A 25360-nucleotide genomic window follows, 5' to 3' on the forward strand; every position below is an offset into this window, starting at 1 on the left:
GGTTCTTTTATGTTATTAAGGAATAGTAAGATAGGAAGGGAAACAAGGATGATTCAGGGATTACAAAGCATTGCGTTTGAAAACTCACCTTATATAGTCGGCAGCGCATCCGTTGTTGGAAAAAAAGAAGGAGAAGGGCCGCTCGGAAGCATGTTCGATATGGTGGAAGAAAATGACCTATTCGGCGAAGAGACGTGGGAGGCGGCAGAGAGTACCATGCAGAAAGAGGCGTGCGTACTTGCCCTTGGCAAAGCACATATGGACGTACGGGATATAAGATATCTGTTTGGCGGGGATCTTCTCAGGCAGGGGGTAGCCACTTCTATGGGCGTCGAGGAGCTGAGTATACCGATGTTCGGCCTTTACGGTGCCTGCTCTACATCGGGAGAAGCTATCGCGCTGGCATCCATGAGCGTAGCCGCGGGATATGGCGATAACATGCTGGCAGTTACATCCAGCCATTTTGGAAGTGCAGAAAAAGAATTCCGTTTTCCGCTCGGATATGCGAACCAGAGGCCGCTCTCCGCACACTGGACTGTGACGGGCAGCGGAGCATTCGTGGTCGGAACGAAGCGCAGCCATGTACGTGTGACGGGCATCACCGTCGGTAAGATTGTAGATTACGGACTGAAAGATTCGCAGAACATGGGAGCATGCATGGCACCCGCTGCCTGCGACACGATATTGAGGAATCTGGAAGATTTCGGACGTACGCCGGATGACTACAACCGTATCGTGACAGGTGACTTGGGATACGTCGGACAAAGCATCCTGTTCGACCTGATGAGGGGAAAAAACGTTGATATAAAGAAAAATCATATGGACTGCGGAATGACGATTTATGACCAGAAGACACAGGACACCCATGCCGGGGGGAGCGGCTGCGGGTGTGCGGCCGTTACACTTTCGTCTTATATACTGCCCAAGCTGGAACGGGGAGAGTGGAAACGGATACTCTTCGTGCCAACGGGCGCCCTCATGTCCACCGTCAGCTTCAACGAAGGAGAAAGCGTGCCGGGTATTGCACACGGCATAGTGCTCGAACACTGCTGAGAAGGGACACGGCAAAACGAAAAAGGGACAGGGAAAATTTAATTTGGGACGGAGTTTTTTTAAAAATCCCCCGTCCCCAATTTACAAGGAGGTAGGATATGGATTATGTTAATGCATTCTGGATTGGGGGACTGATCTGTGCACTTGTACAGATACTGCTGGACAGGACGAAGCTTATGCCGGGCCGCATTATGGTACTGCTCGTATGTTCCGGCGCGGTGCTCGGTGCACTTCAGATATATGAGCCATTTCTTAAGTTTGCCGGTGCCGGTGCAAGCGTGCCGCTGCTGGGATTCGGCAATGTGTTGTGGAAAGGCGTTAAAGAAGCGGTAGACAGTCACGGATTCATCGGAATCTTCATGGGGGGATTCAAGGCCAGCGCAGTGGGAATCTCTGCGGCTCTCATCTTTGGATATCTGGCATCTTTGATATTTGAACCTAAAATGAAAAAATAAAAAATCTTGTTGTTTTCTCCTTATGATAATGGTATTGTAAAAATGATGGTTTTGAAGGATATGAGTACATTAGGAGGAAATCAATGGACTACGTAAATATTATAATTCCCTTTGTCGGCGGTCTCGGCATGTTCATCTACGGCATGCAGATTATGGCGCAGGGACTGGAAAACGCGGCAGGCAATAAGATGAAATCCCTGCTGGAAGTGCTGACGAAGAATAAGCTGATGGGCGTGCTTCTCGGTGCGGCGATTACGGCAGTAATCCAAAGCTCATCTGCTACGACAGTCATGGTCGTAGGCTTTGTAAATGCCGGCATCATGAATCTGACCCAGGCAATGGGGGTCATCATGGGTGCCAATGTCGGTACGACGGTGACCGGCTGGCTCGTCTCGTCTGTAGAGTGGGCGGAATTTCTAAGCCCGTCAAAGATTGCCCCGATTGCAGTCATGCTCGGTGTCGTCATCATGCTCATCGGAAAGAGACGTTCCTCAAAGGAAATAGCAAGTATTATCGTAGGTTTCGGTCTGCTGTTCATCGGTATCACCACGATGTCCTCTGCGGTCGCGCCGTTACAGGATTCCGAAGGATTTCGCAATATATTCGTGACATTGGGGGGCAGCCCGCTTCTCGGCATACTTGCGGGTGCACTGGTCACGGCAATCATCCAGAGTTCATCCGCGTCTGTCGGTATACTGCAGAGCCTTGCTGCTGCAGGCCTCGTACCGTTTAGCGCGGCAATCTATATTATCATGGGGCAGAACATTGGAACATGTGTGACTGCCATGCTGTCCAGTATGGGGGCCAAAAAGAATGCCAAGACGGCGGCACTCATGCATCTTCTGTTTAACATAATCGGTACGGTGATATTCAGCCTGATTGCTATCTTGTACTTTGAAGTGCTGAATCCGCTTGCCGGTACCGGAGTGATAACACAGACGCAGATAAGTATGGTTCATACGGCCTTCAACATTGGAACCACAGTGCTTCTGTTCCCTATGTCCAACTGGATAATCAGGCTGGCAAAAAAGATTGGCCGGGTGGAAGAAGCAGAACAGGACAAGAGCAAGGTGCTGCTGGACGACCGTATTCTGGAGACTCCGGTAATGGCGTTGCAGTCAACGGTAAAGGAAGTCGCCCGTATGGGGCAAATTGTAGAGGATTCCCTTGAGGTCGCGAGGAATGTCCTGTTTACCAAGAGCCGCGACGACATCCAGTTCCTGAAGGATGAAGAGTCCACGGTGGACAGGCTTAGTGCAGGCATCACGGCATATTCCATCAAGCTGAGCTCCCTGCAGATAAGCGAACGGGAACACCAGGACGTGGCGCACCTGCTGCAGATGGTGTCAGATATAGAAAGGATCAGCGATTACTGTGAAAATATTTCCGAGTTTGCGGAGACGTTGTACGAGAAAAAGGTGACATTCTCTGATGTAGGAAAAGAACAGCTGGAAGAGATGCTCGACGTATGTATCGACAGCTATAAATATGCGCTCAAAGCCTTCAATGAAGGCAGCAGGGAGATGGCACTGAAGGTGATTGAAAAAGAGACAAAGGCTGATGATCTGGAGATTGCACTTCGCAGCAAGCATATCAAGCGTCTGACAAACAACCAGTGCAATACGGAGGCAGGTATCGTGTTCCTGGATACACTTGTCTGCCTGGAACGTATCTCAGACCATGCAAGGAATATTGCAGAAGAAGTATTAGAACAGATAGCATAACCACGTTGGAGGCAGCACCCGCTGTAAGCGGTTCGCACCAGAGGGCTGGCGCATATGGACGTGGCGAAGCTATCGCAGCGAGGAGTGGAAGCCGTCTGAGCAAGAAGAGCCGGAATCAGGCAACGGGGATGTTGCTTTACATAACATCCTCGTCCTGATTCCGGCTCTTCCACCCTATACATTACTTTTCGTCAGGATTACGCTTCGCTGGACTTTCGACTCACCTCGCATCAAAGATACGGATATCCCCATCTTCGCAGCTGACCTTTACCATATTCCTGGAAGTGCTCGTCACGCGGCATTGGCTGCCGTCATCGCCAGATATAACGTCATATTCCGGTATCTGTATATTGCCATATTCTGTGACAAGGTCCAAAGAATAATCTTTGTAAGAGGCGGACATTCCGAGATGAACATCACCGTATTCATCCTCAATCTCCGCGCTGCCGGTAATGAGACGCTCCACGGTAAAGTCGCCGTCGTTGAGTTCAGCGTCAAGTGTATTGCTTTCTAATTCTTTCCACAAGATATCGCCATATTCATTCGTCATCTCAATCCGTTCAGACTTGATCTTCTGACCAGAAAAATAGCCGTCGTCAAGTGAGGCGGCAAACTCTGTCCCCTCGAAATCTTTCAGAGTGACATCCCCATACTCCGACCTGATATCCAAAGTGTCGGCTTTCAGGGACGGCAGCTTGATATCCCCGTCTTGCGCCTCTAAATGAACGGTATTGAACACGGTATTCTCCGGGATATAGAGCTTAACATAGGTATCTGTAAAGTCCCCGGTCTGAGGTATCATAAAGGTAAAGTTGAAGAAGCGCCTATATTCCGCCTCTCTTATCGTCAGATGCCCCTCCTTTACCGTACATACAGGCTTCTTCGGACCTTCCAGGCAGTATTCGATCCGAAAAGAATCTGACGGGATTATCTGAAGGTCTGCGTAGTCCAGGTCTATGTCGATGCTGGTAAATTCCTGAAGTTCACTTTCGCCACGGACATAGCTTTTCTGATCTGCATCATCGGTACCGGAGTGCAACCCGTCACTGTCGAAGTAGAATCCCGGGCGGCCCCCCAGGAGCATTCCGAGAATCAGTATAACAATTCCTGCTCCGAAACAGATAAAAGAGATCAACCATATTTTCTTCTTATTTTTCATGTCTGTTACCCCCCTTGGCAATTCTTCCGAATAATTTCGTCATAGTGTTCAAGAACCATCTGCAGAGCGCTATGCAGCCCATGACGACCCAGATAGCGATTCCTGCACCGACAAGACCGGCTCCTATCGTGGCGATTCCGTTAGCGGGCGAGGTGAACAGAAACCAGATGCCGATTACTACAGCAGGCACCGAGGATGCCGCAAATGCCAGAGCCGTACAGAACACGGCAAATATGAGCGATACGATGACGAGGACAAAGGAAAGTCCGAGCGCGGCGGCGGCAAACGCAAGCGGCAGACCTATCGGCGCTGCAAATAAAGCCAGGATGCCAACCCATACGGCGGAGAAGCTTCTTTTCATATTTTTAGTAGGTTTCTGTGCGTTTTCTACCGCAAAATCGCGGATTATCTGGTCCGCCGCGAGTGCCGGAGACCCTAAGTCTTCAATTGCCTGCTCCTCATTTTCAGATCCGGCGTCTTCAAAATATTCTTCAAAATAGCTGATAGCACGGTCATAGTCTTCTTTCGGAAGCCGTCTGAGCCCATGCTCCAGGCTTTTCATATAATCTGCCCTATTCAATGTCCATACCTCCCTTTACAACCTGGTCTACTGCATCTTTGTACAGTGACCATTCCCTGCTGAGCATTTCAAAAGTCTGTTTTCCTTCGTCAGTGATTCTGTAATATTTTCGGTTCCTCCCCTGATATGGCTGGTCGTATGCCGTCAGGTAATTCTGTTCCTGCAGCCTTCGCAGTACCGGATACAGCGTAGAATCTTTCGTGTTCGATACTTGCTTGATTACCTGGCTTATCTGGTAACCGTAGGAATCTTCCTTGTCTACCACTGCGAGGACAAGAAGATCAAACATCGGTGTATTCATTGGGAATATCATTTCCTCACCCTTTCTATATGTTTTTGATAAGCATATTATATACAATATAATATATAATGTCAACATATATATAAGGAAAAAGTATATAATTATATAGATTTTATATGATCATGCTGTTTAAACAGCGTATGAGCGTTGGTTTTTAAGTCATATTAAGAAATAAATCATAATTTCATATGGTAAGTCTTTCCTTATACCGTGTGGGAGATGAAGTTGTACGGGCTCTTGACGGCCTTGATTTCAGCATCTATGAAGGGGAGTTCTGTGCAATCGTCGGCACGTCGGGTTCTGGAAAGTCCACATTGCTTAACATGCTGGCCGGACTTGAGAAGCCCACCAAGGGCTGCGTGGTCATAGGAGGCCGGCACATAGAGAAGCTGAATGAAGAACAGCTCGTAAAGTTCCGTCGTGAAAATGTGGGGTTCATATCCCGTCGTTTCATCTGCTTGGCACATTGAATGCGCTGGAGAACGTGGCGCTTCCGCTAAGTTTCCGCGGAATGCCGAAAGAGGAGAGGATGAAAAAGGCAGATGAGATGCTTGATCTTATGAATCTGAATAAGCACAAGAACCACAGGCCGAACCAGATGTCCGGCGGGCAGCAGCAGCGGGTCGGAGTCGCGAGGGCGCTTGTCGTGGATCCAAAGATTATATTTGCCGACGAGCCGACAGGGAACCTGGATTCCCACACATCGGAAGATGTCATGGGGCTGATGCAGCAGGTCGTGCGGGAACAGAAGAAGACGCTTGTGATGGTTACACATGACGCTCATCTGGCTACATACGCTGACCGGATATTCCACATAAGGGATGGCAATATCATAAAGATAGAAGAGAACAGAGAAAAAGAAACTGTTGAGGGAGGATTAACACAATGAAGACAATGAAGAGATTACTGGCCGTGCCGATCGTATCCGCCGTAACGGCGGCTGCCTTCATGCCGATGCCGGCAAAAGCAGCAGACGGGGACATCACATTATCGGTTCCGGGGGTGCTGACGTACCAGTACCAGAAGCCGCAGAAGTTCGTGGTGAACGTGAAGAATAATACGACGAATGATATTAGCAATATCGTCGTGTCCCCGGATATGAAGGACGACGTGAGCCAGTGGCCATTTAAGACGGATTACCAGAAATACGAGGCGAAGATAGATACGCTGGCAGCGGGTGAGACGAAGCCGGTGGAATTTAACTTTACCGAGCGTGACGATGTGCCGAGTACCCGTTTTACGCTGCTTTTTAAGTATACGGGGGACGGAGGCGTAAGCGGAAGCATCACTGGAAGCCAGTCTTTTTATGTGCTCACGACGGCGAAGCCCGCAGATAAGAAGGCGTCCGGACAGGACGAGAGCAACAAGCCGGCGAAGAAGCAGGAGGACAGTGGTTCCGGCGGCGCAGATGCGATACCGTTAGCGGCAGATGCGGGCGGGCAGCAACTTTACGCTGACCATTCACCTGAAGAACACATCCAAAGCAACCAGGGTCGGCAATATGCTTTTTGATCTGAACGCCCCGACGGAAGGCTCTGACGAGCAGACGACGGCACCGGCTTTCCTGCCGGCATCCGGCTCCAGTTCCATCTATCTAGATGGTATCAAGGCGAACGGCACAGCAGACATATCCATACAGCTGAATGCCAAGGCAGACCTGCTGCAGAAGCCGTACAGCATCGATTTGAGCATGAAATATGAAGATGCGGATGCGGCCCAGATAGAAGGGGTCTCCAGCATATCCATACCGGTGAAGCAGGATGCCAGATTTGAATTCAGTGAATTCGAAATAAGCCCGGAGGCCATAACGGTTGGAGAAGAGGCAAATGTAATGTGCAGCCTGTACAATCTCGGACGTATCAAGCTGTACAACGTGAAAGCTGCATTTGAAGGCAAGTGTGTCAAAAAGGCAGAGACCTTTATAGGAAATGTCGAATCGGGCGCGACGGCCTCTATCGACGCCACGCTGGAAGGAACGAAAGAAAGCACGGGGAGTGAAAAAGTGACGATGACGCTGAGCTATGAAGATGAGGCAGGCAAAGTCTCATCCATGACAAAGGAATTCCAGCTCGAGGTGGGGCCGGAAGGGATGGGTGATATGCCTGCGGCTGAGATGGAAGAGATGGAGCAAGGCGGCTTCCCTGTCATCCCGGTTATCGTCATTGCCGTCATCATTGCAGCGGCCGCTGCAGCGGTTATCATTATAAAGAAAAAGAAGAAGAAGCAGATGGCAGATGAAGAGGAGGAATTGCTGAATGAATTGGATGGATCTGCTGAGGATGAGCGGGAGTAACCTCAAAAGAAGAAAACTCAGGACATATCTGACGGTTCTGGGAGTCGTCATCGGTACAGCATCCATCGTAGTAATGATTTCTCTTGGACTGGGGATGCAGCAGTCGCTCTATAAGGAAGTTGAACAGTCCGGAGGGCTCACGGCCATAACGGTAACGGGCAAAGAGGCGGGAGAGTCTATGATGGGGTATTCCGGGCAGGAGAGCTCGGAAGAATCTACCCAATATGTGACAGACGAGACGATAAAGAAGCTGTCGGAACTGGAGCATGTCAAAACGGCGGCTCCGGCGTATGATATGTCGGTCATCATGCTGAAAGGCAAATATGAGGCATATGTACAGCTGACCGCGCTGACACCAGACGGGCTTAAGGCAAAGAACATAGAACTAGGGGAAGGGAGCTTTCCAAAGCAGGGAGGAAGCCAGCTGGACATATTGTACGGCAACGCAGTAATAACGAACTTTACAGAGAGGAATTCCCAGAGCAGCTATTGGGAGACGGGGGAACTACCGGATATCAATCTGATGAAAGACTCCGTATTCCTTATCCTTGACCAGGAAGGGTATTATAAGAGCCAGGAGCAGTCTTTCGGAAATGCAGCCGGCAACGGTGACGGATCGGGTAATCCGGGGGAAAGCCAGTCATCACAGTCGGTCAAGAAACATGCGGTGACTGCCAGCGGCATCGTTGCCGGCGGGCCGGATGAATATAATGCCAACGCCTACAGTGCATATTGCGATTACGCGAGATGGGCTACAATACGCAGACGAACGCAGAGTATCTGGAAAGCATGAAAAGCCAGTTCGCCATCGTACAGGCGGTGCTTGGAGGAATCGGTGCGGTGTCCCTTCTCGTTACAGCGATAGGGATAGCCAACACGATGATGATGTCCATCTATGAGCGCACGAAGGAGATAGGAGTGATAAAGGTCCTTGGATGCAGCCTGAAGAATATCAAGCAGATGTTCCTGATGGAAGCGGCATTCATCGGACTGATAGGTGGAGTGGCAGGAAATTTATTGAGCTTTCTCATGTCGGGAATCATCAATTTCCTGACCGGAAACGGTCCGGCGATGGGAATCGACGGGAACATCTCGTTCATTCCGTGGTGGCTCGTCCTTCTGTCCATGGGATTTGCAGTATTTGTCGGTGTGGCGGCAGGATATTTTCCTTCGCTTAGGGCCATGCGCCTCAGCCCTCTGGCGGCGATACGCAACGAATAGCAGGATATATGATGCAGGACAGGGGCAGGTGATATCTACTATCACCTGCCTCTATTCTTCAATTACATGGATTTCCAGATAATCAAAGTCTATGGAATCAACGAAATTGTCCTGGTAGAACCTCGCTTTGTCATGTCGTTTGAATTCCTGGACCGTAGCGTCGAGCCATATCGGCTTGCTCAAGTCGAATTCATAGCAGATGGCATCCAAAGCGTTGAATATCTTATGTGTACGGGTATCGTCACTGTCATCACAGATGACCGTGTCCCGGAGCATCTTGTTATCTTTGAATTCCTTTCCCCATAATCGGAACATGGCGCGTCCCTCCTTTGTATCATATCTCTGTACCGTGCCGGTAAAGTTGAGTATATCATCAGATAAGGAAGATGTAAATGCCCGATGCCATCAAAAAAAGATGCAGCCGGTAAAAGCTGCACCTTGAGAAAAGGGAATGAAAAAAACAATCTATCATAAATGGAACTTAATGTCTTTAGGCGAAGCTGGCGGAAATACAAGTATCATCTGCTCTGTACTAACGTCAGCTTCATTTGATGATTTAAGTATATAAGACAATTGTGTCTAACATGTGACGGCTGTCTAAAGAAAAGATGAAGATATGATTATAAACTTATAAACTATATAAACCAATTGTAAATATAAAAAAATCTGCAGCCGGACTTGCATTTTAGGGCAGTTTGGTGTATGAAATATACATACCCCTGTCAGCTTGGGGAAGTTCAGATGACAGCGAAAGGATAAGAAGCATGGATGGAGCTAGAAGAAGAGAAGCAATACTGGAGCTGCTCAAGACAGAGGAGGAGCCTCTTTCCGGTACAGCTCTTGCGAGGCAGATGGGCGTAAGCAGACAGATTATCGTGCAGGATATCGCCCTGCTGCGCGCCACGAATAAGAATATACTGTCTACGAATAAGGGATATATCCTGTATGGCAGGGATGATGGGGCAGGCACGTATAAGCGGGTGGTCATGGTCAAGCATGATAACAGGAAGATGGCAGAAGAGCTATACTGCATTGTAGATGCAGGGGCCAAAGTCCTGGACGTGATCGTAGAGCACGAAGTATATGGCCAGATAGCTGTGGATCTGTGCATCAACAGCAGGAAAGATGTGGATGAATTCATGGAGAGGATTCTTTCGGATACGGCCAAGCCGCTAAAAGAGCTGACGGGCAATATTCATTATCATACGATAGAGGCCCCGGACAGGGAAGTTCTGGACGAGGCTGAAAAAAGGCTGAGAAAAGCCGGAGTGCTGGTTGACTGATGTCTGCCCGTTGCTCCGGCTTCTGCCGTTTTTCATGTCTGTTTTATTCTTCTACCCAGCAGGCGTCTGCGGGCACTTCTTTTACGAAGATTCTTCCGATATCTGCCGGATTCTTTGCCTGGTGGTACTTGAATACCATATGGCTGTCGTCTGATCTGCCGAGGATCTCTACTTTGCCGTCCGGATTAGACAAGGCATACCGGAAGCACTTTCCGTTGCCGTTCTGCATCCTTTTCACCTGTTCTACGATATCGTACCCGGTCTGCAGAGGTACCTGGAACTGGTTCTTTACACCGGTTACCGGCCGGCACTGGAATACGTAATACGGTATGATGCCCACCTTTGTAAACCCTTTCATCAGACCGGCAAGCACATCCGGATTGTCATTGATGCCTTTCAGAAGCACCGTCTGGTTCTTGACAATCAGGCCAAGGCTCTGCAGGCATCTGACTGCTTTTACAGAGTCTGCGGTAAGCTCGGACGGATGATTGAACTGTGTCATGATATAAATCTGCTTCTTTGAACTGTATTGCCGGAATATGTCCTGAAGCTCCCCGTCACTTGTAATCCTCTCAGGAAAGACGACAGGTATCTTCGTTCCGAAGCGTATGTAGTCTATATGGCTGATGGAGCATAATGCGGACAGATACCGTTCGATTGCAGAGTTGTCAAGAAGAAAGGAATCGCCTCCCGAGATGAGCACATTGCTTATCTCCGTGTGCTCCTCAATATAAGCTAATACTTGATCCAGGTCTTCCACGATCTCTTCCGTATGGCTTCCGACCATCCGTTTTCGGAAACAGTACCGGCAGTACATGGCACACCGGTTTGTGGAAAGCAGCAGTACGGTCTGGGGATACTTGTGCTGCAGCCCTTTGAGCTTCGTGTTGGAAGATTCTCCGCTCGTATCAAAGGTACCGGATATATCCATCTCTGAAAAAGAAGGAATACTCATCTTGCGGATGCAGTCGCTTTCATCACCCGGATCAATTAACGACAAATAATATCTGGGGACGGACATAGGATATTTCTCCAGAATACTGCGCGCATTATCGTCGCTCGTGTCAATACCGGGAATGCATGCGGCCAATTCATCCAGGGTTGTCATGTTCTGTCTTAATTCATCCTGCCAATTCATATAGTCTGTGCACCTCCATTCCCTGTCGGTATTTCAGCTGCAGGCTGATGCCTGTACCATGTTGTGGCAGCTGGAAATAGCAACATATAATTTAGTATATCATGAAGAAGGTGCAGAAAAAAAGTAAATAATTATTAACTATTATTAAATTTGCAATGTACCATCTGGCTTGCAAGCCACGGAATCAATACTTGATTTCAATACAGTATTGTGATAGACTTTGCAAGTGACAAGACAGTTGTAATTGCAATGAGGGCGGAATGGGAGATTACATATGGAAAGATTAAAGAAAATACTGGACCGGATATTTATTGACGGCTTAAGCGCCATGGCTCAGGGGCTTTTTGCCACCCTGATCATCGGTACGATTATTCAGCAGATTGGTACGCTTGTCGGGGGGCCTGCGGGAGATATGATATATGCGCTCGGCAAGGTGGCCGCATCATTGACCGGTGCGGGGATCGGCGCTGCAGTAGCATATCGTTTCAAGGAGGGACCGCTCGTGGTCGTATCTGCGGCGACGGCCGGTATGGTCGGAGCATTTGCAAGCAAACTTCTGGCCGGGGCGGTGCTGGTCGACGGCGCTATGGTATACGCAGGGCCCGGTGAGCCGCTCGGGGCATTTATAGCCGCTTATGTAGGAATCATATTTGGACATCTTGTGTCCGGTAAGACGAAGGTGGATATACTGGTCACTCCTATCGTTGCGATAGGTACGGGTTCGGCCGTAGGCCTTGTGCTCGGACCGCCCATATCTGGATTTATGGCGTGGCTCGGCTCCCTGATCAACTGGGGGACAGAACAGCAGCCGTTTCTGATGGGAATCGTGGTATCGGTGCTGATGGGCATGATACTTACGCTGCCGATCAGCTCTGCGGCAATTGGAATCATACTCAATCTTTCGGGACTTGCTGCGGGGGCCGCTACGGTAGGCTGCTGCTGCAATATGGTAGGCTTTGCCGTCGCCAGCTACCGGGAGAATAAAATCGGAGGCCTGCTGGCACAGGGGATAGGGACTTCCATGCTCCAGGTACCCAATATCGTACGCAGGCCGGTCATATGGCTGCCTGCAATCGTGTCCAGCGCCATACTTGGCCCGGTAGGTACGATGGTATTACATATGACAAGCAATGCGACTGGATCGGGCATGGGAACCGCAGGACTTGTAGGACAGATTATGACATGGCAGACGATGATCGAGACGGAACCGGCATCCATCGTCCTGATCAAAATTCTGATTATCCAGATTATCCTTCCGGCGGCAGTCACGCTGGCAGTCTCTGAATTCATGCGGAAAAAGCAGTGGATCAGATTTGGAGACATGAAGCTGGAGCTATAGAAGATACATACGGCCGCGATCCACTTGTCTGTGGTTCGCGGCCGTATGTCGTCGTAATTGACATGTCAGTAATGTATATCCCCGTAGCGTTGCTGTGTCTGCGGGCGGTGAGGTAAATAGTTTGAAACCGTGCTATACATTTGCCCGAACGGATATTATAATATAAGTATCAGCTGTAATACAAACATGAGAGAAGAGCGAGGGAGACTTATGACAGGTACGGGGAGAATACACATTTATCATGGAAACGGCAAGGGAAAGACGACGGCAGCAATAGGGCTGGCTGTGCGCGCTGCGGGCTGTGGACTTAAGGTGCTCGTTTTCCAGTTCCTGAAAAACAACGCTTCCAATGAAAGGAACATATTGGAGAAAATAGATAATATCACCTGTCTGCCGGGAAGAGAGCATGTGAAGTTCGTCAGCCAGATGAATGGAGATGAGAAGGCCGAACTGCGGCATTACAATACAAAAGCGCTGGATGAGATCGTGAAGTTCTGCAGCCCTTTTGATATGCTCGTGCTTGACGAGATATTGTGCGCGGTACAGCTCGGAGTGCTGAGTGAAGAAAAGCTGATACGTTTTCTGGAACACAAGCCGAGGGGGCTCGAGATCGTCATGACTGGACATGAAATATCTGAACGCATGCTCGGGCTGGCGGATTATGTGACAGAGATGCGTAAGATACGGCATCCATATGATGAGGGCAAGATGGCCCGGGAGGGCATCGAATATTAGCATGCCTCACGCGTACTTTCTTAAATAACTGTGAAGTTTATGACAATATAAAAAGATTATGATATAATAACGGTGTACGAAAATAACTCTTCGCAAGTGAGAGGAGAGGAGTAGCATGACGGCAACGATTAAAAACTACGAGGATGTTGACAGTTGGAAGACAATTATGTTTTTGTACACTTCAGCGTTAAAAGAAGTTGGTACTAAGCTGGAGATCCTAAATGATGAATTTCAGCATGTGCATCAGTATAACCCAATTGAACATATCAAGACCAGAGTGAAGACACCGGAGAGCATAGTTAAGAAGTTAAGAAGATATGGATATGAGACATCCATTGAGAATATGGTAAAGTATGTGAACGACATTGCGGGGGTCAGGCTGATCTGTTCCTTTACATCTGACATCTACAGGCTGGCAGAGATGATTGGGAACCAGAGTGACCTTAAGGTACTTTCTATCAAGGATTACATCAAGAATCCGAAGGAGAGCGGGTATAAAAGTTATCATATGCTTGTATCGGTTCCGATCTTCTTGTCAGACAGTGTGGTGGATACGAAAGTAGAGATACAGATACGGACGATTGCCATGGATTTCTGGGCGAGTCTGGAACATAAGATATATTATAAATTTGAAGGGAACGCGCCTGATTACATCAGCAGGGAACTGCGGGAATGTGCGGAGATGGTAACCACTCTTGACGAGAAGATGCTGTCACTGAACGAAGCGATTCAGGCGTGTCTGGAAGAACAGGAAGAGTTTAATAAACGTACAAAGAATGATGCCGGAATCAGCAGGAATAACAGCAGTATCATACAGGCCTGAGCTTTTGCTCAGGCTTTTTTCGTTATATTTTAGATTATTGTTGTAAATCGCTAAAGCAAGTGCTAGAATGGGTCTTGATCATTTGAGAATTTACAGTCATATGCAGGAGGTCATGCCATGAGCGGGTTTAAGGAGAACAAGAAGGAATTACTGATACAGGCAGTCTATGCTGTCATGGGAAGCCTATTATTCGCATTAGGCGTAAACCTGATTATCGTACCGCTCGGCCTGTATAACGGAGGCTTTATGGGTGTCGCCCAGCTGCTGCGTACCTTTTTTGTAGAGGTCTGCCGGATTCCGATACCTTCAGGGATAGATATGTCTGGTATCATTTACTTTATCATCAATATTCCGCTGTTCTATATGGGCCTTCGCATACTGGGCAAGGAATTTGCCGTGAAGACCTTGATTACGGTCACCATACAGAGTATATTTCTTGTCGTCGTACCTATTCCGGCGGCTCCCATCATTGAAGATTTACTGACGTCATGTATCATCGGCGGACTGATAGCGGGAACGGGGACAGGACTTGTACTGCGTGGCAGGAGCTCAGGCGGCGGGCAGGATATCATCGGCCTGTGTTGTGCCAAGAAATATCCTAATTTCAGCGTGGGCAGAATTAACATCATGATGAATATACTTGTCTACGTTATCTGCCTGTTCATGTTCAATATAGAGATAGTAATCTATTCGCTGATATATACGACGGTGCTGGCGATGGCGCTCGACCGTGTGCACATCCAGAATATCAACACGAGTGTCATGATATTTACGAAGAAGCTCGGAATATCCAAGGCAATCATTGAACAGACCGGGCGCGGCGTGACGAACTGGGACGGAGAAGGCGCGTACACGAACAAGACATCCTACATACTATTCGTGATGATATCAAAATATGAAGTCGGACAGATAAAAAGAATCGTACACGGCATAGACCCGGATGCATTCATGATATTTACAGAAGGATGCGCCGTTGAAGGGAATTTTGAAAAGCGGCTGTAAAAAGGGACACGTTGAAAGCTTGTCGGGGACGGGGTTTTTTTGAAAAAACCCCGTCCCCAACGAAAAAAGAAAGGAGACAGGTTATGGGGCAGATTACTTATTGCACGGCGAAGGAAAGTGATGCGGAAAAGATCGTAGCCTTCTACAATTATGTAGGGGGAGAGACGAGCTACCTGAGTTTTGAGAAGGATGAGTATCCGATGGACGTGGAAGCCCAGGCAGAGTCTATAAGAGGTCTGGAAGGGAACGAGACGAATATCATGCTCATGGCGATGGACGGGGAGGAGATTGCGGGGATAGCCACAATCAGTTCATCCCATAAGGTCAAGGCCCGACATGATGGGGGCCTTGGGATCGTAGTCGCGAAAAGATATCAGGGACAGGGGATCGGCACAGAATTGATACGCCGTCTCATCGAATGGGCAAAAGGAAACGGCATTACGAGAAGGATCAGCCTGGACACACGTGCGGACAACGTCAAGGCTGTAGAACTGTACATGAAGCTGGGATTCATCGTGGAAGGGTGCAGGCGCAACGCTACTTTGCTGGATGGAAAATATTATGATATATATGTGATGGGAATGATGTTATAAGACGGCAACATGCGGCAGACTTGGTACCCAAGTCTGCCGCATGTTCTGCTTTGCTTACATTGCCAGCCCGCATTCCAGAGCCAGCGCCATATATCTGTCACAACTGCCAAGGCCGTAGTCCGTCAGGTCCCGCTGCTGCCATTCCTCGCCGGACAGGCTGTCAGCCCCGTATAGAAACTGGACAAAGCGCACACCTCTGTACCTGGCCGCCGCGAGCAGTGCGGAATATTCCATATCAGTCCCTACACAGCCAAGCTCCCTGTAACTGCGGATGGCATCTTTCGTCTCCCGGTATATGGCGTCCGTCGTCCATATTTTTCCGCATACATACGGATAACCGCACGTTTCCATACAGCTTTTCAAAAGTTCCGTATCACAGGAATCGGGCGTAATCTCCATGTCCGGGGGAAGATAATGGTAGCTTGTTCCTTCTTCTCTTATCGCTGCCGTCGGTATGATGAGGCGGCCTTCTGCCTTGTCATCATCAAGTACGCCGCAGCACCCGAAGTAGACGAACTTTCTTGCCCCAAGCGCTATCATCTCTTCAAGGCAGCAGACGGCGGCCGGCGCCCCGACAAGAGAGAGGAAGAAGGCAAATTCCCTACCTCTGTACATAATCTTGTATATAGGATTCGTTCCGTTGGCGGTGTACATATCAGCTATTTTTTCTACATGGTCCAAAGCCGCAATCCTTTCTATGATCTGCCTGGAGAAAGTAGATATGCATATCTCCGGAAAACCTTCGACAGGACTGACAGAATCTGTCGGATTGATATATGCGGGGGAAGATGTTCTGCTTTCATAAAATACTGTTTTCATATAATTTCACTCTCTTTCCGGCAATAATAATTGCCTAATCTGCCCTGTTATTCTTCGTGGGATATCTTTTCCGATTGGCATCAGCCTGCTGTACATCCGTACCCCCTGGTAGGAGAAGACGATCAGGTCAAATACGGCCGCTGGATCCACGGTTTTAAATTCCTTTGTACACATTCCACATTCTATGAGCTCCGTCCACATTTTCTTGGAATGCAGATACTGCTGCAGGATAGTACCATCTCCTTGTGACAGGTCCGGGCTGCTGAAGTATTCATATATTGCGACGCTCAAAGAGCTGCCGCTGTCTATCATTTCCTCCTCGTACCGGTTCAGGACATCGTCAAGTATCTCTGACGCACGCACATTGTTACGTATTTTCTCTGAAAACTCATCTTCCTGGTCTGCCAGCATGGCGGATACAATTGCAGAAAAGATCTGAGCAGTGTTTTCATAATGGCGGTAAAGCCCTCCGCGGCTTAGTCTTGTCCTCTCGCATATATCCTGCATCGTAACCTTTTTGAAACCTTTTTCGGCAAAAAGCTTATGTGCCTCAGAACAGATGAACTTCTTCGTCTTGTCTCCCTTTGCGCTCATCTTTGCCTGCCTCCTTTGCGACATGAGTGTCTCTTTTTTGAATATTATGCGACATACATGTCGTTTTGTCAAGCAAATTGTAGATATATAGCTTGATAAATTACGGTTTCAATGGTTTTACATAGATTTAACATTGAACTGATTTCAGATTTAACATTCATCCTTTATGATTGCACTTGTGAAGAAAACATAGTAAACAAACGATTTTAGCAAGGATTAAAGGAGAAAGAGATTATGAAGATGAAAAAGTTTATTGCAGTATTGGCAGTTGTCGGGATGGTTGCAGGACTTGCGGCAGGATGTGGCAGCAATGATGAGAAGACAGATTCGAATAAAGATTCAGATAATAGTACAGAAGCGGCTTCCGACTGGGATGCATCTGGAGATATTACAATCGTATCAAGAGAAGACGGCTCCGGTACAAGAGGAGCTTTCATAGAACTCTTTGGGATTGAAGAGGAAAAAGACGGTGAAAAGGTAGATATGACGACAGAGGAGGCCCAGATAACAAACAGTACGTCCGTCATGCTCACAACAGTTGCAGGAGACGACTATGCAATCGGCTACGTATCGCTCGGCTCGCTAGACGACAGTGTAAAAGCGCTCAAAATCGACGGCGCGGAGGCAACGGCTGAAAATGTTAAGAGCGGAGAGTATAAAGTATCCAGGCCCTTTAACATCGCGACAAAAGAAGACCTTGACAATGAAGTGGCAGCAGATTTCATCAACTTCATTTTGAGCGAAGAAGGACAGAAGGTCGTGGAAGATAACGGATATATCGCAACAGATGATGTAAAGCTGTATGAAGGGACCTCTCCGAGCGGAAAAGCGGTCGTAGGCGGCTCATCTTCTATATCACCGGTGATGGAGAAGCTGATCGAGGCATATAAAGCAGTCAATGCAAATGCGGAAATCGAACTGCAGACGACAGATTCTACCACAGGCATGACATCAGCGGTAGACGGAAGCTACGATATCGGTATGGCATCAAGAGAGCTGAAGGATACGGAGATTTCAAAAGGCCTGAAAGCTCAGGTTATCGCGACAGATGGTATTGCAGTCATCGTCAACAACAGCAGCACAGTTGATGAGCTAAGCAGCGAACAGGTGAAATCAATCTACACAGGCGAAGCGCTTACATGGGATGAGGTAATTGAATAGATGAAAGCAAAGGCATGGAAAGAAAATTTCATGCGGGGAGTGTTCTTCATTGCCGCCTGCGCTTCGGTGCTGGCGGTAGCTCTCATTTGCATCTTTCTGTTTGCAAATGGCGTCCCTGCAATGAAGGAAATCGGATTTATGAAATTTCTGTCTGGCGAGATGTGGAGGCCGAAGAACAACATCTACGGAATATTCCCTATGATCATCGGAAGCCTCTATGTCACTGCCGGGGCCATATTGTTCGGTGTCCCTATCGGAATACTGACATCGGTGTTCATGGCAAAATACTGCCCGAAAAGAATCTATAAGCCTCTCAAGTCTGCCACAGAGCTGCTGGCGGGAATACCATCCGTCGTATATGGCTTTTTCGGGCTCGTTGTCCTCGTGCCATGGATACGGGAACTGGGGAGAACGCTGAAGGGCATGGGGCTCATCTCCTCGAGCGGAAATGGAAACGGCATACTGACGGCATCGCTGCTGCTCGGCATGATGATACTCCCGACGGTTATCGGGGTGACAGAATCAGCCATCAGGGCTGTACCAGACCATTACTACGAGGGCGCGGTGGCACTTGGAGCCACGCATGAGCGTGCAATCTTCCGGGTCATCCTCCCGGCTGCAAAGTCCGGTGTCGTCGCCGGCGTTGTGCTCGGTGTCGGGCGTGCGATCGGTGAGACGATGGCAGTCATCATGGTTGCAGGCAACCAGGCCAGGATGCCGTCCGGTATCTTCCGGGGGATACGCACGCTGACGGCCAATATCGTCCTTGAGATGGGATATGCCGCAGATCTCCACAGGGAGGCGCTCATCGCGACCGGTGTGGTTCTGTTCGTATTTATCCTGCTCATCAATTTCTGCGTAGCACTACTGAACAGGAGGTCCAGCCATGAGTAGCAATCAGGTCACATTCAAGCAGAAGCTTAAAGCATACAGAAGAACGCCAGGCTCCTTCCTCGTCATGCTGCTTGTCATGCTTTCCGCCATACTGACATTCACGGTGCTGATATTTTTGATCGCCTATATATTGATACGGGGCGTCCCCTATATAACACCGTCATTATTTTCATTCACATATACTTCCGAAAACGCGTCCCTGATGCCGGCACTTATCAATACCGTCGTCATGACGCTGCTGTCGCTGCTCATCGCAGTCCCGTTCGGAATCTTTTCAGCCATCTTCCTTGTGGAATATGCGGGCCGGGGCAACCGCTTCGTGGAAATCATCCGGCTGACGACAGAAACATTGTCCGGAATACCGTCCATCGTCTATGGATTGTTCGGAATGCTCTTTTTCGTGACGACATGCGGATGGGGCTTTTCCCTGCTTGCAGGCGCATTCACACTTGCAATCATGATACTGCCCCTCATCATGCGCACGACGGAGGAGGCGCTGAAGTCTGTCCCCGACTCGTACAGAGAAGGAAGCTTCGGGCTTGGAGCCGGGAAGCTTCGTACCGTATTCCGTATCGTGCTGCCTTCCGCGGTGCCCGGCATACTCGCGGGTGTTATCCTGGCGGTAGGGCGTATCGTCGGAGAGACGGCGGCCCTCATATACACGGCCGGATCCGTGGCAGATGTGCCGTCGAGCGTGATGGGGTCAGGAAGGACGCTGGCAGTGCACATGTATAATCTGGCGAGCGAAGGCCTGTACATGAACCAGGCATACGCGACAGCGGTGATACTGCTCGTGCTCGTGGTGGGAATCAATACATTGTCAAGCATAGTGGCAAAAAGACTGACAAAAGCGTAAATTTTGAAAGGGGGGTCAGACCCCCTTCAAAAAAGAAAGGAATTGTATATAAAAATGGAAAAATTAAGTATTAAGAATCTGGAGCTGTTCTATGATGGTTTCCATGCGCTCAAAGATGTGAACCTGGATATTGAGAAGAACAAGATCACCGCGTTTATCGGTCCGTCCGGCTGTGGCAAGTCTACGCTTCTGAAGTCCATCAACAGGATGAACGATCTCGTCGAGGGGTGCAGGATAGAGGGGGACATCTTCCTGGACGGACAGAATATCTTTAATGGAATGGATGTGAATCTGCTGAGAAAACGGGTCGGGATGGTGTTCCAGAAGCCGAATCCGTTTCCGATGAGCATATACGACAACATCGCGTTCGGACCGAGGACACATGGCATCCGGTCAAAGGCGAAGCTGGATGATATCGTGGAGAAGTCGCTGCGCGACGCTGCCATCTGGGAGGAATGCAAAGACAGGCTGAAGAAGAGTGCGCTCGGCATGTCCGGAGGGCAGCAGCAGCGGCTGTGCATCGCGCGGGCACTGGCGGTACAGCCGGAAGTGCTGCTGATGGATGAGCCGACTTCCGCGCTTGATCCGATTTCTACATCCAAGATAGAGGACCTTGCGACGGAACTGAAAAAAGATTATACTATTGTCATGGTGACGCACAATATGCAGCAGGCTGTCCGTGTATCTGACAATACTGCGTTTTTCCTGCTCGGAGAAGTGATCGAGTACAACGATACGGAGAAGCTGTTCTCCATACCGTCGGATAAACGCACGGAAGACTATATAACAGGGAGGTTCGGATAGAATGCGGAATAAATTTGATATGCAGCTGGATATGTTAAAGGAACAGCTGACCCATATGGGGGAATTGTGCGAGATAGCAATCAACAGGGCGACAGCAGCGCTTCAGGAAGGGAGCACCTCAAAAGCAAGAGATGTCATCCGGGCAGATGAAGAGATCGACCAGATGGAAAAGGACATAGAAAGGCTCTGCCTGAAACTCCTGCTTCAGCAGCAGCCGGTGGCCAAGGATCTGAGGCAGATATCGGCAGCGCTGAAGATGATTACAGACATGGAACGTATCGGCGACCAGGCATCGGATATCGCGGAGATAATCATATCCGAGAAAATGTCGGAAGCCACCGAGATTCCGAAGATCGGACAGATGTCAGAAGCCGCCGCCAGGATGGTAAGAGACAGTGTATCTGCTTATGTGGAAAAAGATCTGGAACTGTCCCGCAAGGTGATGGAGTCCGATGATGAAGTAGACATGATGTTTGTAGAGAACAAGCAGGAGCTGATAGACTTCATAGCCGAAAACAAAGGGGACAAGGGAAAGAGGGCGATTGACCTGATTATGGTGGCGAAGTATCTGGAGAGGATTGCAGACCATGCGACCAATATCGCCGAGTGGGTGGAATTTTCCATCACGGGCATCCACAAAGAGAGCAGGATATAAGAGGCCAAAGGAGTGTCAAGATGATATATTGTGTAGAAGATGACAGCAACATACGTGAGCTGGTAGTATATACGCTGGAAAGTACGGGCATGAAGGCCCGCGGTTTTGAAGATGGAAGAGAATTTCTGGAGGCTCTGGCGCTTGAGACGCCGGAGCTTGTTCTGCTTGATATCATGCTGCCGGGAGAAGATGGGATGGAACTGCTCAGAAGGCTGAAATCCTCTGTAAAGACGAGGGAGATCCCCGTTATCATGGTAACGGCCAAGGGGGCGGAATATGACAAGGTGATGGGGCTTGACGCCGGAGCCGACGACTATGTGACGAAGCCATTCGGCATGATGGAGCTCGTATCAAGAGTCAAGGCGGTCCTGAGAAGGACAGCAAAATATGACTATAAAAGGGAAGACAAGATTGCCCTCGGCAATATTGAGATAGACATTAAGAAGCATGAAGTGCGTTCTGACGGCAATACGGTAAACCTCACGTTGAAAGAATATGAACTGCTGAAACGGCTGATGCATAACCCGAATATAGTGCTGACGAGAGACCAGCTGCTGGAAGACATATGGGGGTATGACTTCGACGGCGAGACACGCACCGTGGATGTGCATGTGAGGACGCTGCGCCAGAAGCTCGGAACGTGCGGCGAGCTGATAGAAACCGTGCGTGGAGTGGGGTACCGGATGTGTGAACAGGAGAAGGGCGCATGAGAAGACGAATACAGAAGAGCATGATACTGGTGATATTCACAACGCTGCTCATATCCTATGCGGTGATGACCGCGGTCGTATACCGGCAGACGGTGGACCTCCTTGAGGACGAGACGAGGCAGGAAGCGGATTATATACGGGCTGCGGTCAAGACTGCCGGCACGGCATATCTCGAGGAGATGGACGCCGTCAGAAAGAATACGCGCGTGACGCTCATAGGCGGCGACGGGCATGTGCTCTACGATTCCAAGGAAGATGAGTACACGCTTGAGAACCACAAGGACAGGCCGGAGGTAAAGGAAGCCCTTCGTGATGGAAGCGGGCAGGATATCCGGCAGTCGGATACGCTCGGCAAGGAAATGTTCTACTACGCCCTTCGGATGCCGGACGGTACGGTGCTCAGAGTATCCAAGACGATTGACAATGCATTCCGTATGGCAGTCCACGTACTGCCTGTGATGGGAGGCCTTGCCGCTGCCATGCTGCTCTTTGCCTGGGGACTGTCCAGATGGCAGGTGCACAGGCTGATCCGCCCGGTGAACGAGCTGAATCTGGAACACCCGCTGGATAATGATGTGTATGAGGAGCTGAGACCGTTGCTTGAAAGCATTGACAGACAGAACAAAGAAAAAGATGCCGTCGCCAATATGCGCAAAGAGTTTTCTGCTAATGTGTCCCATGAGCTGAAGACACCATTGACGTCCATATCCGGCTACGCCGAGATTATGAAAAACGGACTGGTAAAGCCGGAAGACATCGGAGTCTTTTCTGAACGGATATATAATGAGGCAAGCAGGCTCATCACGCTTGTGGAAGATATCATCAAGCTGTCCAGGCTGGATGAAGGCAAAGTGGAGATAGAGAAGGAAGATGTCAACCTGTATGAGCTCACAAGGGAAATCTGCAGCAGGCTCTCTCCACAGGCATCGTCCCGGAATGTCCATATAGAAGTGACCGGTGAACCGGTCATCTGCCGGGGGATCCGCCAGATACTCGACGAAATGATTTACAACATATGTGAGAATGCTGTAAAATATAACCGGGAGGGCGGCTCCGTAGCCGTGTGGGTCGGCAGCACGCTGAAAGGAAAGAAAGTCATAGTGACGGATACCGGAATCGGCATTCCGAAAGAGGAGCAGGAACGTATATTTGAACGGTTCTACAGAGTGGACAAAAGCCATTCCAAAGAGAGCGGAGGCACCGGTCTCGGCCTATCTATCGTAAAGCATGGCGCAATGATACATGAGGCCGGCATCCGTGTCGAGAGCGAGCCAGGAAAAGGGACGAAGATGGAGCTGACATTTTAACAGTCCCGGTTCATCCCTGCCAACGGGAAGGAGTATTGCTAATGGGTAACATATTACTGCTGGAAGATGATGAGAGCCTGAGCAGGGGCATCAGCTTAAAGCTTCAGAAAGAAGGATATCATGTGCTGTGCGCTTCCGGAGCAGGGGAAGCGCACAAGCTGTTTGCAGGTAATGAGATAGACCTTATCATCAGCGATATAACGCTGGAGGATGGAAACGGCCTTGACTTCTGCCGGGAAATACGCAGGGTCAGCGATGTATTCATTCTCTTTCTTACTGCGCTGGACCAGGAGGTGGATATCGTGAACGGATATGATACGGGTGCGGATGACTATATCACCAAGCCGTTCAGCCTGATGGTGCTTATCTCAAAAGTCCACGCTTTTATGCGCAGGAAGGAGCGCACAGATACCGAGCGGACCGTATTGACAGCCGGCGGCGTCACTTTAGACTGTAAGGAGATGAAGGTGTATGTCGAGGGGCAGGAGGCTTCTCTGAGCAGAAAGGAGATGCAGCTTCTGGCACATTTCCTGGAGCATCCGAAGCAGATTATCTCAAAAGAACAGCTGCTGGAGGCCGTCTGGGATGTGGACGGCCAGTTCGTAGACGACAATACGGTGCCGGTCAACATAAGCAGGCTGAAAAAGAAGCTTGCCGGAAACGGCGGTGACGACTATATCAAAAATATAAGGGGAATCGGATACCTATGGACGACAGACGTATTGAAAAAGTAATGGGACGAAGAGAGAGAGGATATATCTGGCTGGAAAAGGAACTTCGCCTCAACATGCTGATAACGACGCTGCTCCTATTGGCGTTCTTCGCATTGATGTATATGTTAAGCCCCCAGATCAGGTACTTCTGGCAGTTCCTGACCGGAGCCGTCGTGGCAAATGGAATATGGCAATATATCAAATACAGAAAAGAATACCTGAATTATATCCATATAGCCGGTTATCTGGAACAATTTGAAGAAGGGAACTATGAGTACCGCACAGAGACGGATTACATGAAAGCAGGAATCCATTCTCAGATTACGGAGCAGCTGGAACGGATGGGCAGTGCATTTGGAAGGCTGAGGTCCGGCCTAGTAGAAGAAAAGGAAAATACGAAGGCGTTCGTGACGGATATCTCTCATCAGCTGAAGACACCGGTAGCGGCGCTTTCCATGTGCTTCGAGCTGCTGGAGGATTCAGATGTTACAGACGAGGAGCGCGCGGAGTTCTCGTCAAGAGGTTCCAGAGAGATTAAGAAGCTCAAGTATCTGACCGAAACGCTGACAAACCTTTCCAGAATGGAGGCGGGCATGATACAGATACATCCGGCACAGGCAAGCCTCAAAGAGACGCTCGTGCGCGCGGTGAACGGCGTATATCTGAAAGCGAATACAAAAGATATCGGGATAGAAATGGAAGACTTTGAAGACATGCAGCTTCCCCACGATACAAAATGGACGGCGGAAGCATTTGCAAATGTACTGGACAACGCGGTGAAGTATTCACCGGGCGGAACGAAGGTCCGAATCAGCGTATATCCACAGCTGTCCTATGTGTTCGTAGAGATAGAGGATGAAGGTATCGGCATTCCAAAAGAAGAGTACCAGAACATCTTCAAGAGGTTCTACCGTGGCAGCAGGCCTGAAGTGGAGTCGTGCGAAGGGGCAGGCGTAGGCCTGTATATTGTAAGGCAGATTCTGGAAGAACAGGGAGGAAGCATAAGAGCCATGGCGGGGAAGACATGCGGGACCATATTCCAGATGACGCTGCCGAAGAAGACTTACCGGCAAGAATAACAAAACTGTTATGTTTTCTGAAAGGTTCTCGTAAGGTTCCTGTATTATGATGTGTAGAGAACAGATAGC

The 25360-nt window shown here is 49.2% G+C and carries 27 protein-coding genes and 2 pseudogenes; 22 read left to right on the forward strand and 7 right to left on the reverse strand.

The genetic code is table 11. The annotated features are described in order from the left end of the window. Nucleotides 1-48: 48 nt before the first annotated feature. The 3 genes from E1963_RS04295 to E1963_RS04305 all read left to right on the forward strand — a co-directional run bounded on the left by E1963_RS04295 (nucleotide 49) and on the right by E1963_RS04305 (nucleotide 3232). Entirely contained in the window at nucleotides 49-1053 is a 1005-nt protein-coding gene (locus E1963_RS04295; protein WP_132275679.1) for a stage V sporulation protein AD, read from the forward strand. Nucleotides 1054-1151: 98 nt separating this feature from the next. Further along, nucleotides 1152-1508: a stage V sporulation protein AE gene (spoVAE, locus tag E1963_RS04300; protein WP_006442835.1), complete on the forward strand. Its 357-nt coding sequence runs from the start codon at nucleotides 1152-1154 to the stop codon at nucleotides 1506-1508. 83 nt (nucleotides 1509-1591) lie between these two features. Next, nucleotides 1592-3232, forward strand: a complete 1641-nt coding sequence (locus E1963_RS04305) for a Na/Pi cotransporter family protein (protein ID WP_132275682.1) — start codon at nucleotides 1592-1594, stop codon at nucleotides 3230-3232. 220 nt (nucleotides 3233-3452) lie between these two features. On the opposite strand, the gene E1963_RS04310 is transcribed toward E1963_RS04305, so the two are convergent. The 3 genes from E1963_RS04310 to E1963_RS04320 are packed head-to-tail and all read right to left on the reverse strand — an operon-like array spanning nucleotide 3453 to nucleotide 5284. After that, nucleotides 3453-4391 carry a DUF4097 family beta strand repeat-containing protein gene (locus E1963_RS04310; RefSeq protein WP_132275685.1) on the reverse strand — a complete coding sequence of 313 codons (939 nt, stop codon included), beginning with the start codon at nucleotides 4389-4391 and terminating at the stop codon, nucleotides 3453-3455. Further along, nucleotides 4381-4971 carry a DUF1700 domain-containing protein gene (locus E1963_RS04315; protein ID WP_243117561.1) on the reverse strand — a complete coding sequence of 197 codons (591 nt, stop codon included), beginning with the start codon at nucleotides 4969-4971 and terminating at the stop codon, nucleotides 4381-4383. Before E1963_RS04315 ends, E1963_RS04310 begins: the two co-directional genes overlap by 11 nt. Then, entirely contained in the window at nucleotides 4964-5284 is a 321-nt protein-coding gene (locus E1963_RS04320; RefSeq protein WP_066573267.1) for a PadR family transcriptional regulator, read from the reverse strand. Before E1963_RS04320 ends, E1963_RS04315 begins: the two co-directional genes overlap by 8 nt. 176 nt (nucleotides 5285-5460) lie before the next feature. Between E1963_RS04320 and E1963_RS22525 the strand changes: the two are divergent. The 4 genes and pseudogenes from E1963_RS22525 to E1963_RS04335 all read left to right on the forward strand — a co-directional run bounded on the left by E1963_RS22525 (nucleotide 5461) and on the right by E1963_RS04335 (nucleotide 8786). Then, nucleotides 5461-6161 (forward strand): annotated as a pseudogene (locus tag E1963_RS22525) (ABC transporter ATP-binding protein). Next, complete coding sequence (locus tag E1963_RS20415; RefSeq protein ID WP_243117562.1) at nucleotides 6158-6784, forward strand: hypothetical protein; 627 nt, start codon at nucleotides 6158-6160, stop codon at nucleotides 6782-6784. The pseudogene E1963_RS22525 and the gene E1963_RS20415 overlap by 4 nt, the downstream one beginning before the upstream one ends. Continuing rightward, on the forward strand, nucleotides 6702-7565 hold the full coding sequence (locus E1963_RS20420) for a COG1361 S-layer family protein (protein ID WP_243117563.1): 864 nt from the start codon (nucleotides 6702-6704) through the stop codon (nucleotides 7563-7565). Before E1963_RS20415 ends, E1963_RS20420 begins: the two co-directional genes overlap by 83 nt. Next, a pseudogene (locus E1963_RS04335) lies at nucleotides 7528-8786 on the forward strand (ABC transporter permease). Before E1963_RS20420 ends, E1963_RS04335 begins: the two are co-directional and overlap by 38 nt. Before the next feature lie 51 nt (nucleotides 8787-8837). Here the strand turns inward: E1963_RS04335 and E1963_RS04340 are convergent. After that, entirely contained in the window at nucleotides 8838-9101 is a 264-nt protein-coding gene (locus tag E1963_RS04340; RefSeq protein WP_132275688.1) for a hypothetical protein, read from the reverse strand. A 449-nt stretch (nucleotides 9102-9550) separates the two neighbouring features. Between E1963_RS04340 and E1963_RS04345 the strand changes: the two genes are divergently transcribed. Further along, on the forward strand, nucleotides 9551-10069 hold the full coding sequence (locus tag E1963_RS04345; RefSeq protein ID WP_132275691.1) for a transcription repressor NadR: 519 nt from the start codon (nucleotides 9551-9553) through the stop codon (nucleotides 10067-10069). 43 nt (nucleotides 10070-10112) lie between these two features. Here the strand turns inward: E1963_RS04345 and E1963_RS04350 are convergent, their stop codons facing one another. Then, complete coding sequence (locus E1963_RS04350) at nucleotides 10113-11207, reverse strand: KamA family radical SAM protein (RefSeq protein ID WP_132275694.1); 1095 nt, start codon at nucleotides 11205-11207, stop codon at nucleotides 10113-10115. A 274-nt stretch (nucleotides 11208-11481) separates the two neighbouring features. On the opposite strand from E1963_RS04350, the gene E1963_RS04355 reads away from it, so the two are divergent. From E1963_RS04355 to E1963_RS04375, 5 genes are all read left to right on the forward strand, one after another. Beyond that, the gene (locus E1963_RS04355; RefSeq protein ID WP_132275697.1) at nucleotides 11482-12546 is read left to right on the forward strand and encodes a PTS sugar transporter subunit IIC; all 1065 of its coding nucleotides are present in this window, start codon (nucleotides 11482-11484) and stop codon (nucleotides 12544-12546) included. A gap of 210 nt (nucleotides 12547-12756) precedes the next feature. Next, nucleotides 12757-13281: a cob(I)yrinic acid a,c-diamide adenosyltransferase gene (locus tag E1963_RS04360; protein WP_132275700.1), complete on the forward strand. Its 525-nt coding sequence runs from the start codon at nucleotides 12757-12759 to the stop codon at nucleotides 13279-13281. 115 nt (nucleotides 13282-13396) lie between these two features. Continuing rightward, nucleotides 13397-14104 (forward strand): GTP pyrophosphokinase, encoded by a 708-nt coding sequence (locus E1963_RS04365; protein WP_132275703.1) that lies wholly within the window; start codon nucleotides 13397-13399, stop codon nucleotides 14102-14104. Between the two features lie 117 nt (nucleotides 14105-14221). Beyond that, nucleotides 14222-15106, forward strand: a complete 885-nt coding sequence (locus E1963_RS04370) for a YitT family protein (RefSeq protein ID WP_132275706.1) — start codon at nucleotides 14222-14224, stop codon at nucleotides 15104-15106. An 83-nt stretch (nucleotides 15107-15189) separates the two neighbouring features. Continuing rightward, on the forward strand, nucleotides 15190-15699 hold the full coding sequence (locus E1963_RS04375; RefSeq protein WP_132275709.1) for a GNAT family N-acetyltransferase: 510 nt from the start codon (nucleotides 15190-15192) through the stop codon (nucleotides 15697-15699). A gap of 54 nt (nucleotides 15700-15753) precedes the next feature. On the opposite strand, the gene E1963_RS04380 is transcribed toward E1963_RS04375, so the two are convergent. Continuing rightward, a complete protein-coding gene (locus E1963_RS04380) occupies nucleotides 15754-16518 on the reverse strand; it encodes a nucleoside phosphorylase (RefSeq protein ID WP_132275712.1) in 765 nt (254 codons plus the stop codon). A 6-nt stretch (nucleotides 16519-16524) separates the two neighbouring features. After that, nucleotides 16525-17112 carry a TetR/AcrR family transcriptional regulator gene (locus E1963_RS04385; protein WP_132275715.1) on the reverse strand — a complete coding sequence of 196 codons (588 nt, stop codon included), beginning with the start codon at nucleotides 17110-17112 and terminating at the stop codon, nucleotides 16525-16527. A 234-nt stretch (nucleotides 17113-17346) separates the two neighbouring features. On the opposite strand from E1963_RS04385, the gene E1963_RS04390 reads away from it, so the two are divergent. The 9 genes from E1963_RS04390 to E1963_RS04430 are packed head-to-tail and all read left to right on the forward strand — an operon-like array spanning nucleotide 17347 to nucleotide 25291. Next, on the forward strand, nucleotides 17347-18273 hold the full coding sequence (locus E1963_RS04390) for a substrate-binding domain-containing protein (RefSeq protein ID WP_132275718.1): 927 nt from the start codon (nucleotides 17347-17349) through the stop codon (nucleotides 18271-18273). Continuing rightward, on the forward strand, nucleotides 18274-19167 hold the full coding sequence (gene pstC, locus E1963_RS04395; RefSeq protein WP_132275720.1) for a phosphate ABC transporter permease subunit PstC: 894 nt from the start codon (nucleotides 18274-18276) through the stop codon (nucleotides 19165-19167). Then, complete coding sequence (pstA, locus tag E1963_RS04400) at nucleotides 19160-20023, forward strand: phosphate ABC transporter permease PstA (protein ID WP_132275723.1); 864 nt, start codon at nucleotides 19160-19162, stop codon at nucleotides 20021-20023. The genes pstC and pstA overlap by 8 nt, the downstream gene beginning before the upstream one ends. Nucleotides 20024-20077: 54 nt before the next feature. Next, on the forward strand, nucleotides 20078-20827 hold the full coding sequence (pstB, locus tag E1963_RS04405; RefSeq protein WP_132275726.1) for a phosphate ABC transporter ATP-binding protein PstB: 750 nt from the start codon (nucleotides 20078-20080) through the stop codon (nucleotides 20825-20827). A gap of 1 nt (nucleotide 20828) precedes the next feature. Beyond that, nucleotides 20829-21482 (forward strand): phosphate signaling complex protein PhoU, encoded by a 654-nt coding sequence (gene phoU / locus E1963_RS04410; protein ID WP_066573308.1) that lies wholly within the window; start codon nucleotides 20829-20831, stop codon nucleotides 21480-21482. Between the two features lie 20 nt (nucleotides 21483-21502). Beyond that, nucleotides 21503-22192, forward strand: a complete 690-nt coding sequence (locus E1963_RS04415) for a response regulator transcription factor (RefSeq protein WP_132275729.1) — start codon at nucleotides 21503-21505, stop codon at nucleotides 22190-22192. Next, nucleotides 22189-23499, forward strand: coding sequence for a sensor histidine kinase (locus E1963_RS04420; RefSeq protein WP_132275732.1), 1311 nt, complete (start codon nucleotides 22189-22191; stop codon nucleotides 23497-23499). Before E1963_RS04415 ends, E1963_RS04420 begins: the two co-directional genes overlap by 4 nt. A gap of 41 nt (nucleotides 23500-23540) precedes the next feature. Continuing rightward, complete coding sequence (locus tag E1963_RS04425; protein WP_132275735.1) at nucleotides 23541-24233, forward strand: response regulator transcription factor; 693 nt, start codon at nucleotides 23541-23543, stop codon at nucleotides 24231-24233. Continuing rightward, nucleotides 24206-25291, forward strand: a complete 1086-nt coding sequence (locus tag E1963_RS04430) for a sensor histidine kinase (protein ID WP_243117564.1) — start codon at nucleotides 24206-24208, stop codon at nucleotides 25289-25291. The genes E1963_RS04425 and E1963_RS04430 overlap by 28 nt, the downstream gene beginning before the upstream one ends. Nucleotides 25292-25360 lie beyond the last annotated feature (69 nt).

The sequence above is a fragment of the Extibacter muris genome, from assembly GCF_004345005.1.
GTDB classification, from domain to species: domain Bacteria; phylum Bacillota; class Clostridia; order Lachnospirales; family Lachnospiraceae; genus Extibacter; species Extibacter muris.

What these genes read in the sequence shown, in the direction of transcription:
- E1963_RS04295 (WP_132275679.1), top strand. Translation starts at nt 49, where the DNA reads ATGATTCAGGGATTACAAAGCATTGCGTTTGAAAACTCACCTTATATA.
- spoVAE (WP_006442835.1), top strand. Translation starts at nt 1,152, where the DNA reads ATGGATTATGTTAATGCATTCTGGATTGGGGGACTGATCTGTGCACTT.
- E1963_RS04305 (WP_132275682.1), top strand. Translation starts at nt 1,592, where the DNA reads ATGGACTACGTAAATATTATAATTCCCTTTGTCGGCGGTCTCGGCATG.
- E1963_RS04310 (WP_132275685.1), bottom strand. Translation starts at nt 4,391, where the DNA reads ATGAAAAATAAGAAGAAAATATGGTTGATCTCTTTTATCTGTTTCGGA.
- E1963_RS04320 (WP_066573267.1), bottom strand. Translation starts at nt 5,284, where the DNA reads ATGATATTCCCAATGAATACACCGATGTTTGATCTTCTTGTCCTCGCA.
- E1963_RS20415 (WP_243117562.1), top strand. Translation starts at nt 6,158, where the DNA reads ATGAAGACAATGAAGAGATTACTGGCCGTGCCGATCGTATCCGCCGTA.
- E1963_RS20420 (WP_243117563.1), top strand. Translation starts at nt 6,702, where the DNA reads ATGCGGGCGGGCAGCAACTTTACGCTGACCATTCACCTGAAGAACACA.
- E1963_RS04340 (WP_132275688.1), bottom strand. Translation starts at nt 9,101, where the DNA reads ATGTTCCGATTATGGGGAAAGGAATTCAAAGATAACAAGATGCTCCGG.
- E1963_RS04345 (WP_132275691.1), top strand. Translation starts at nt 9,551, where the DNA reads ATGGATGGAGCTAGAAGAAGAGAAGCAATACTGGAGCTGCTCAAGACA.
- E1963_RS04350 (WP_132275694.1), bottom strand. Translation starts at nt 11,207, where the DNA reads ATGAATTGGCAGGATGAATTAAGACAGAACATGACAACCCTGGATGAA.
- E1963_RS04355 (WP_132275697.1), top strand. Translation starts at nt 11,482, where the DNA reads ATGGAAAGATTAAAGAAAATACTGGACCGGATATTTATTGACGGCTTA.
- E1963_RS04360 (WP_132275700.1), top strand. Translation starts at nt 12,757, where the DNA reads ATGACAGGTACGGGGAGAATACACATTTATCATGGAAACGGCAAGGGA.
- E1963_RS04365 (WP_132275703.1), top strand. Translation starts at nt 13,397, where the DNA reads ATGACGGCAACGATTAAAAACTACGAGGATGTTGACAGTTGGAAGACA.
- E1963_RS04370 (WP_132275706.1), top strand. Translation starts at nt 14,222, where the DNA reads ATGAGCGGGTTTAAGGAGAACAAGAAGGAATTACTGATACAGGCAGTC.
- E1963_RS04375 (WP_132275709.1), top strand. Translation starts at nt 15,190, where the DNA reads ATGGGGCAGATTACTTATTGCACGGCGAAGGAAAGTGATGCGGAAAAG.
- E1963_RS04380 (WP_132275712.1), bottom strand. Translation starts at nt 16,518, where the DNA reads ATGAAAACAGTATTTTATGAAAGCAGAACATCTTCCCCCGCATATATC.
- E1963_RS04385 (WP_132275715.1), bottom strand. Translation starts at nt 17,112, where the DNA reads ATGAGCGCAAAGGGAGACAAGACGAAGAAGTTCATCTGTTCTGAGGCA.
- E1963_RS04390 (WP_132275718.1), top strand. Translation starts at nt 17,347, where the DNA reads ATGAAGATGAAAAAGTTTATTGCAGTATTGGCAGTTGTCGGGATGGTT.
- pstC (WP_132275720.1), top strand. Translation starts at nt 18,274, where the DNA reads ATGAAAGCAAAGGCATGGAAAGAAAATTTCATGCGGGGAGTGTTCTTC.
- pstA (WP_132275723.1), top strand. Translation starts at nt 19,160, where the DNA reads ATGAGTAGCAATCAGGTCACATTCAAGCAGAAGCTTAAAGCATACAGA.
- pstB (WP_132275726.1), top strand. Translation starts at nt 20,078, where the DNA reads ATGGAAAAATTAAGTATTAAGAATCTGGAGCTGTTCTATGATGGTTTC.
- phoU (WP_066573308.1), top strand. Translation starts at nt 20,829, where the DNA reads ATGCGGAATAAATTTGATATGCAGCTGGATATGTTAAAGGAACAGCTG.
- E1963_RS04415 (WP_132275729.1), top strand. Translation starts at nt 21,503, where the DNA reads ATGATATATTGTGTAGAAGATGACAGCAACATACGTGAGCTGGTAGTA.
- E1963_RS04420 (WP_132275732.1), top strand. Translation starts at nt 22,189, where the DNA reads ATGAGAAGACGAATACAGAAGAGCATGATACTGGTGATATTCACAACG.
- E1963_RS04425 (WP_132275735.1), top strand. Translation starts at nt 23,541, where the DNA reads ATGGGTAACATATTACTGCTGGAAGATGATGAGAGCCTGAGCAGGGGC.
- E1963_RS04430 (WP_243117564.1), top strand. Translation starts at nt 24,206, where the DNA reads ATGGACGACAGACGTATTGAAAAAGTAATGGGACGAAGAGAGAGAGGA.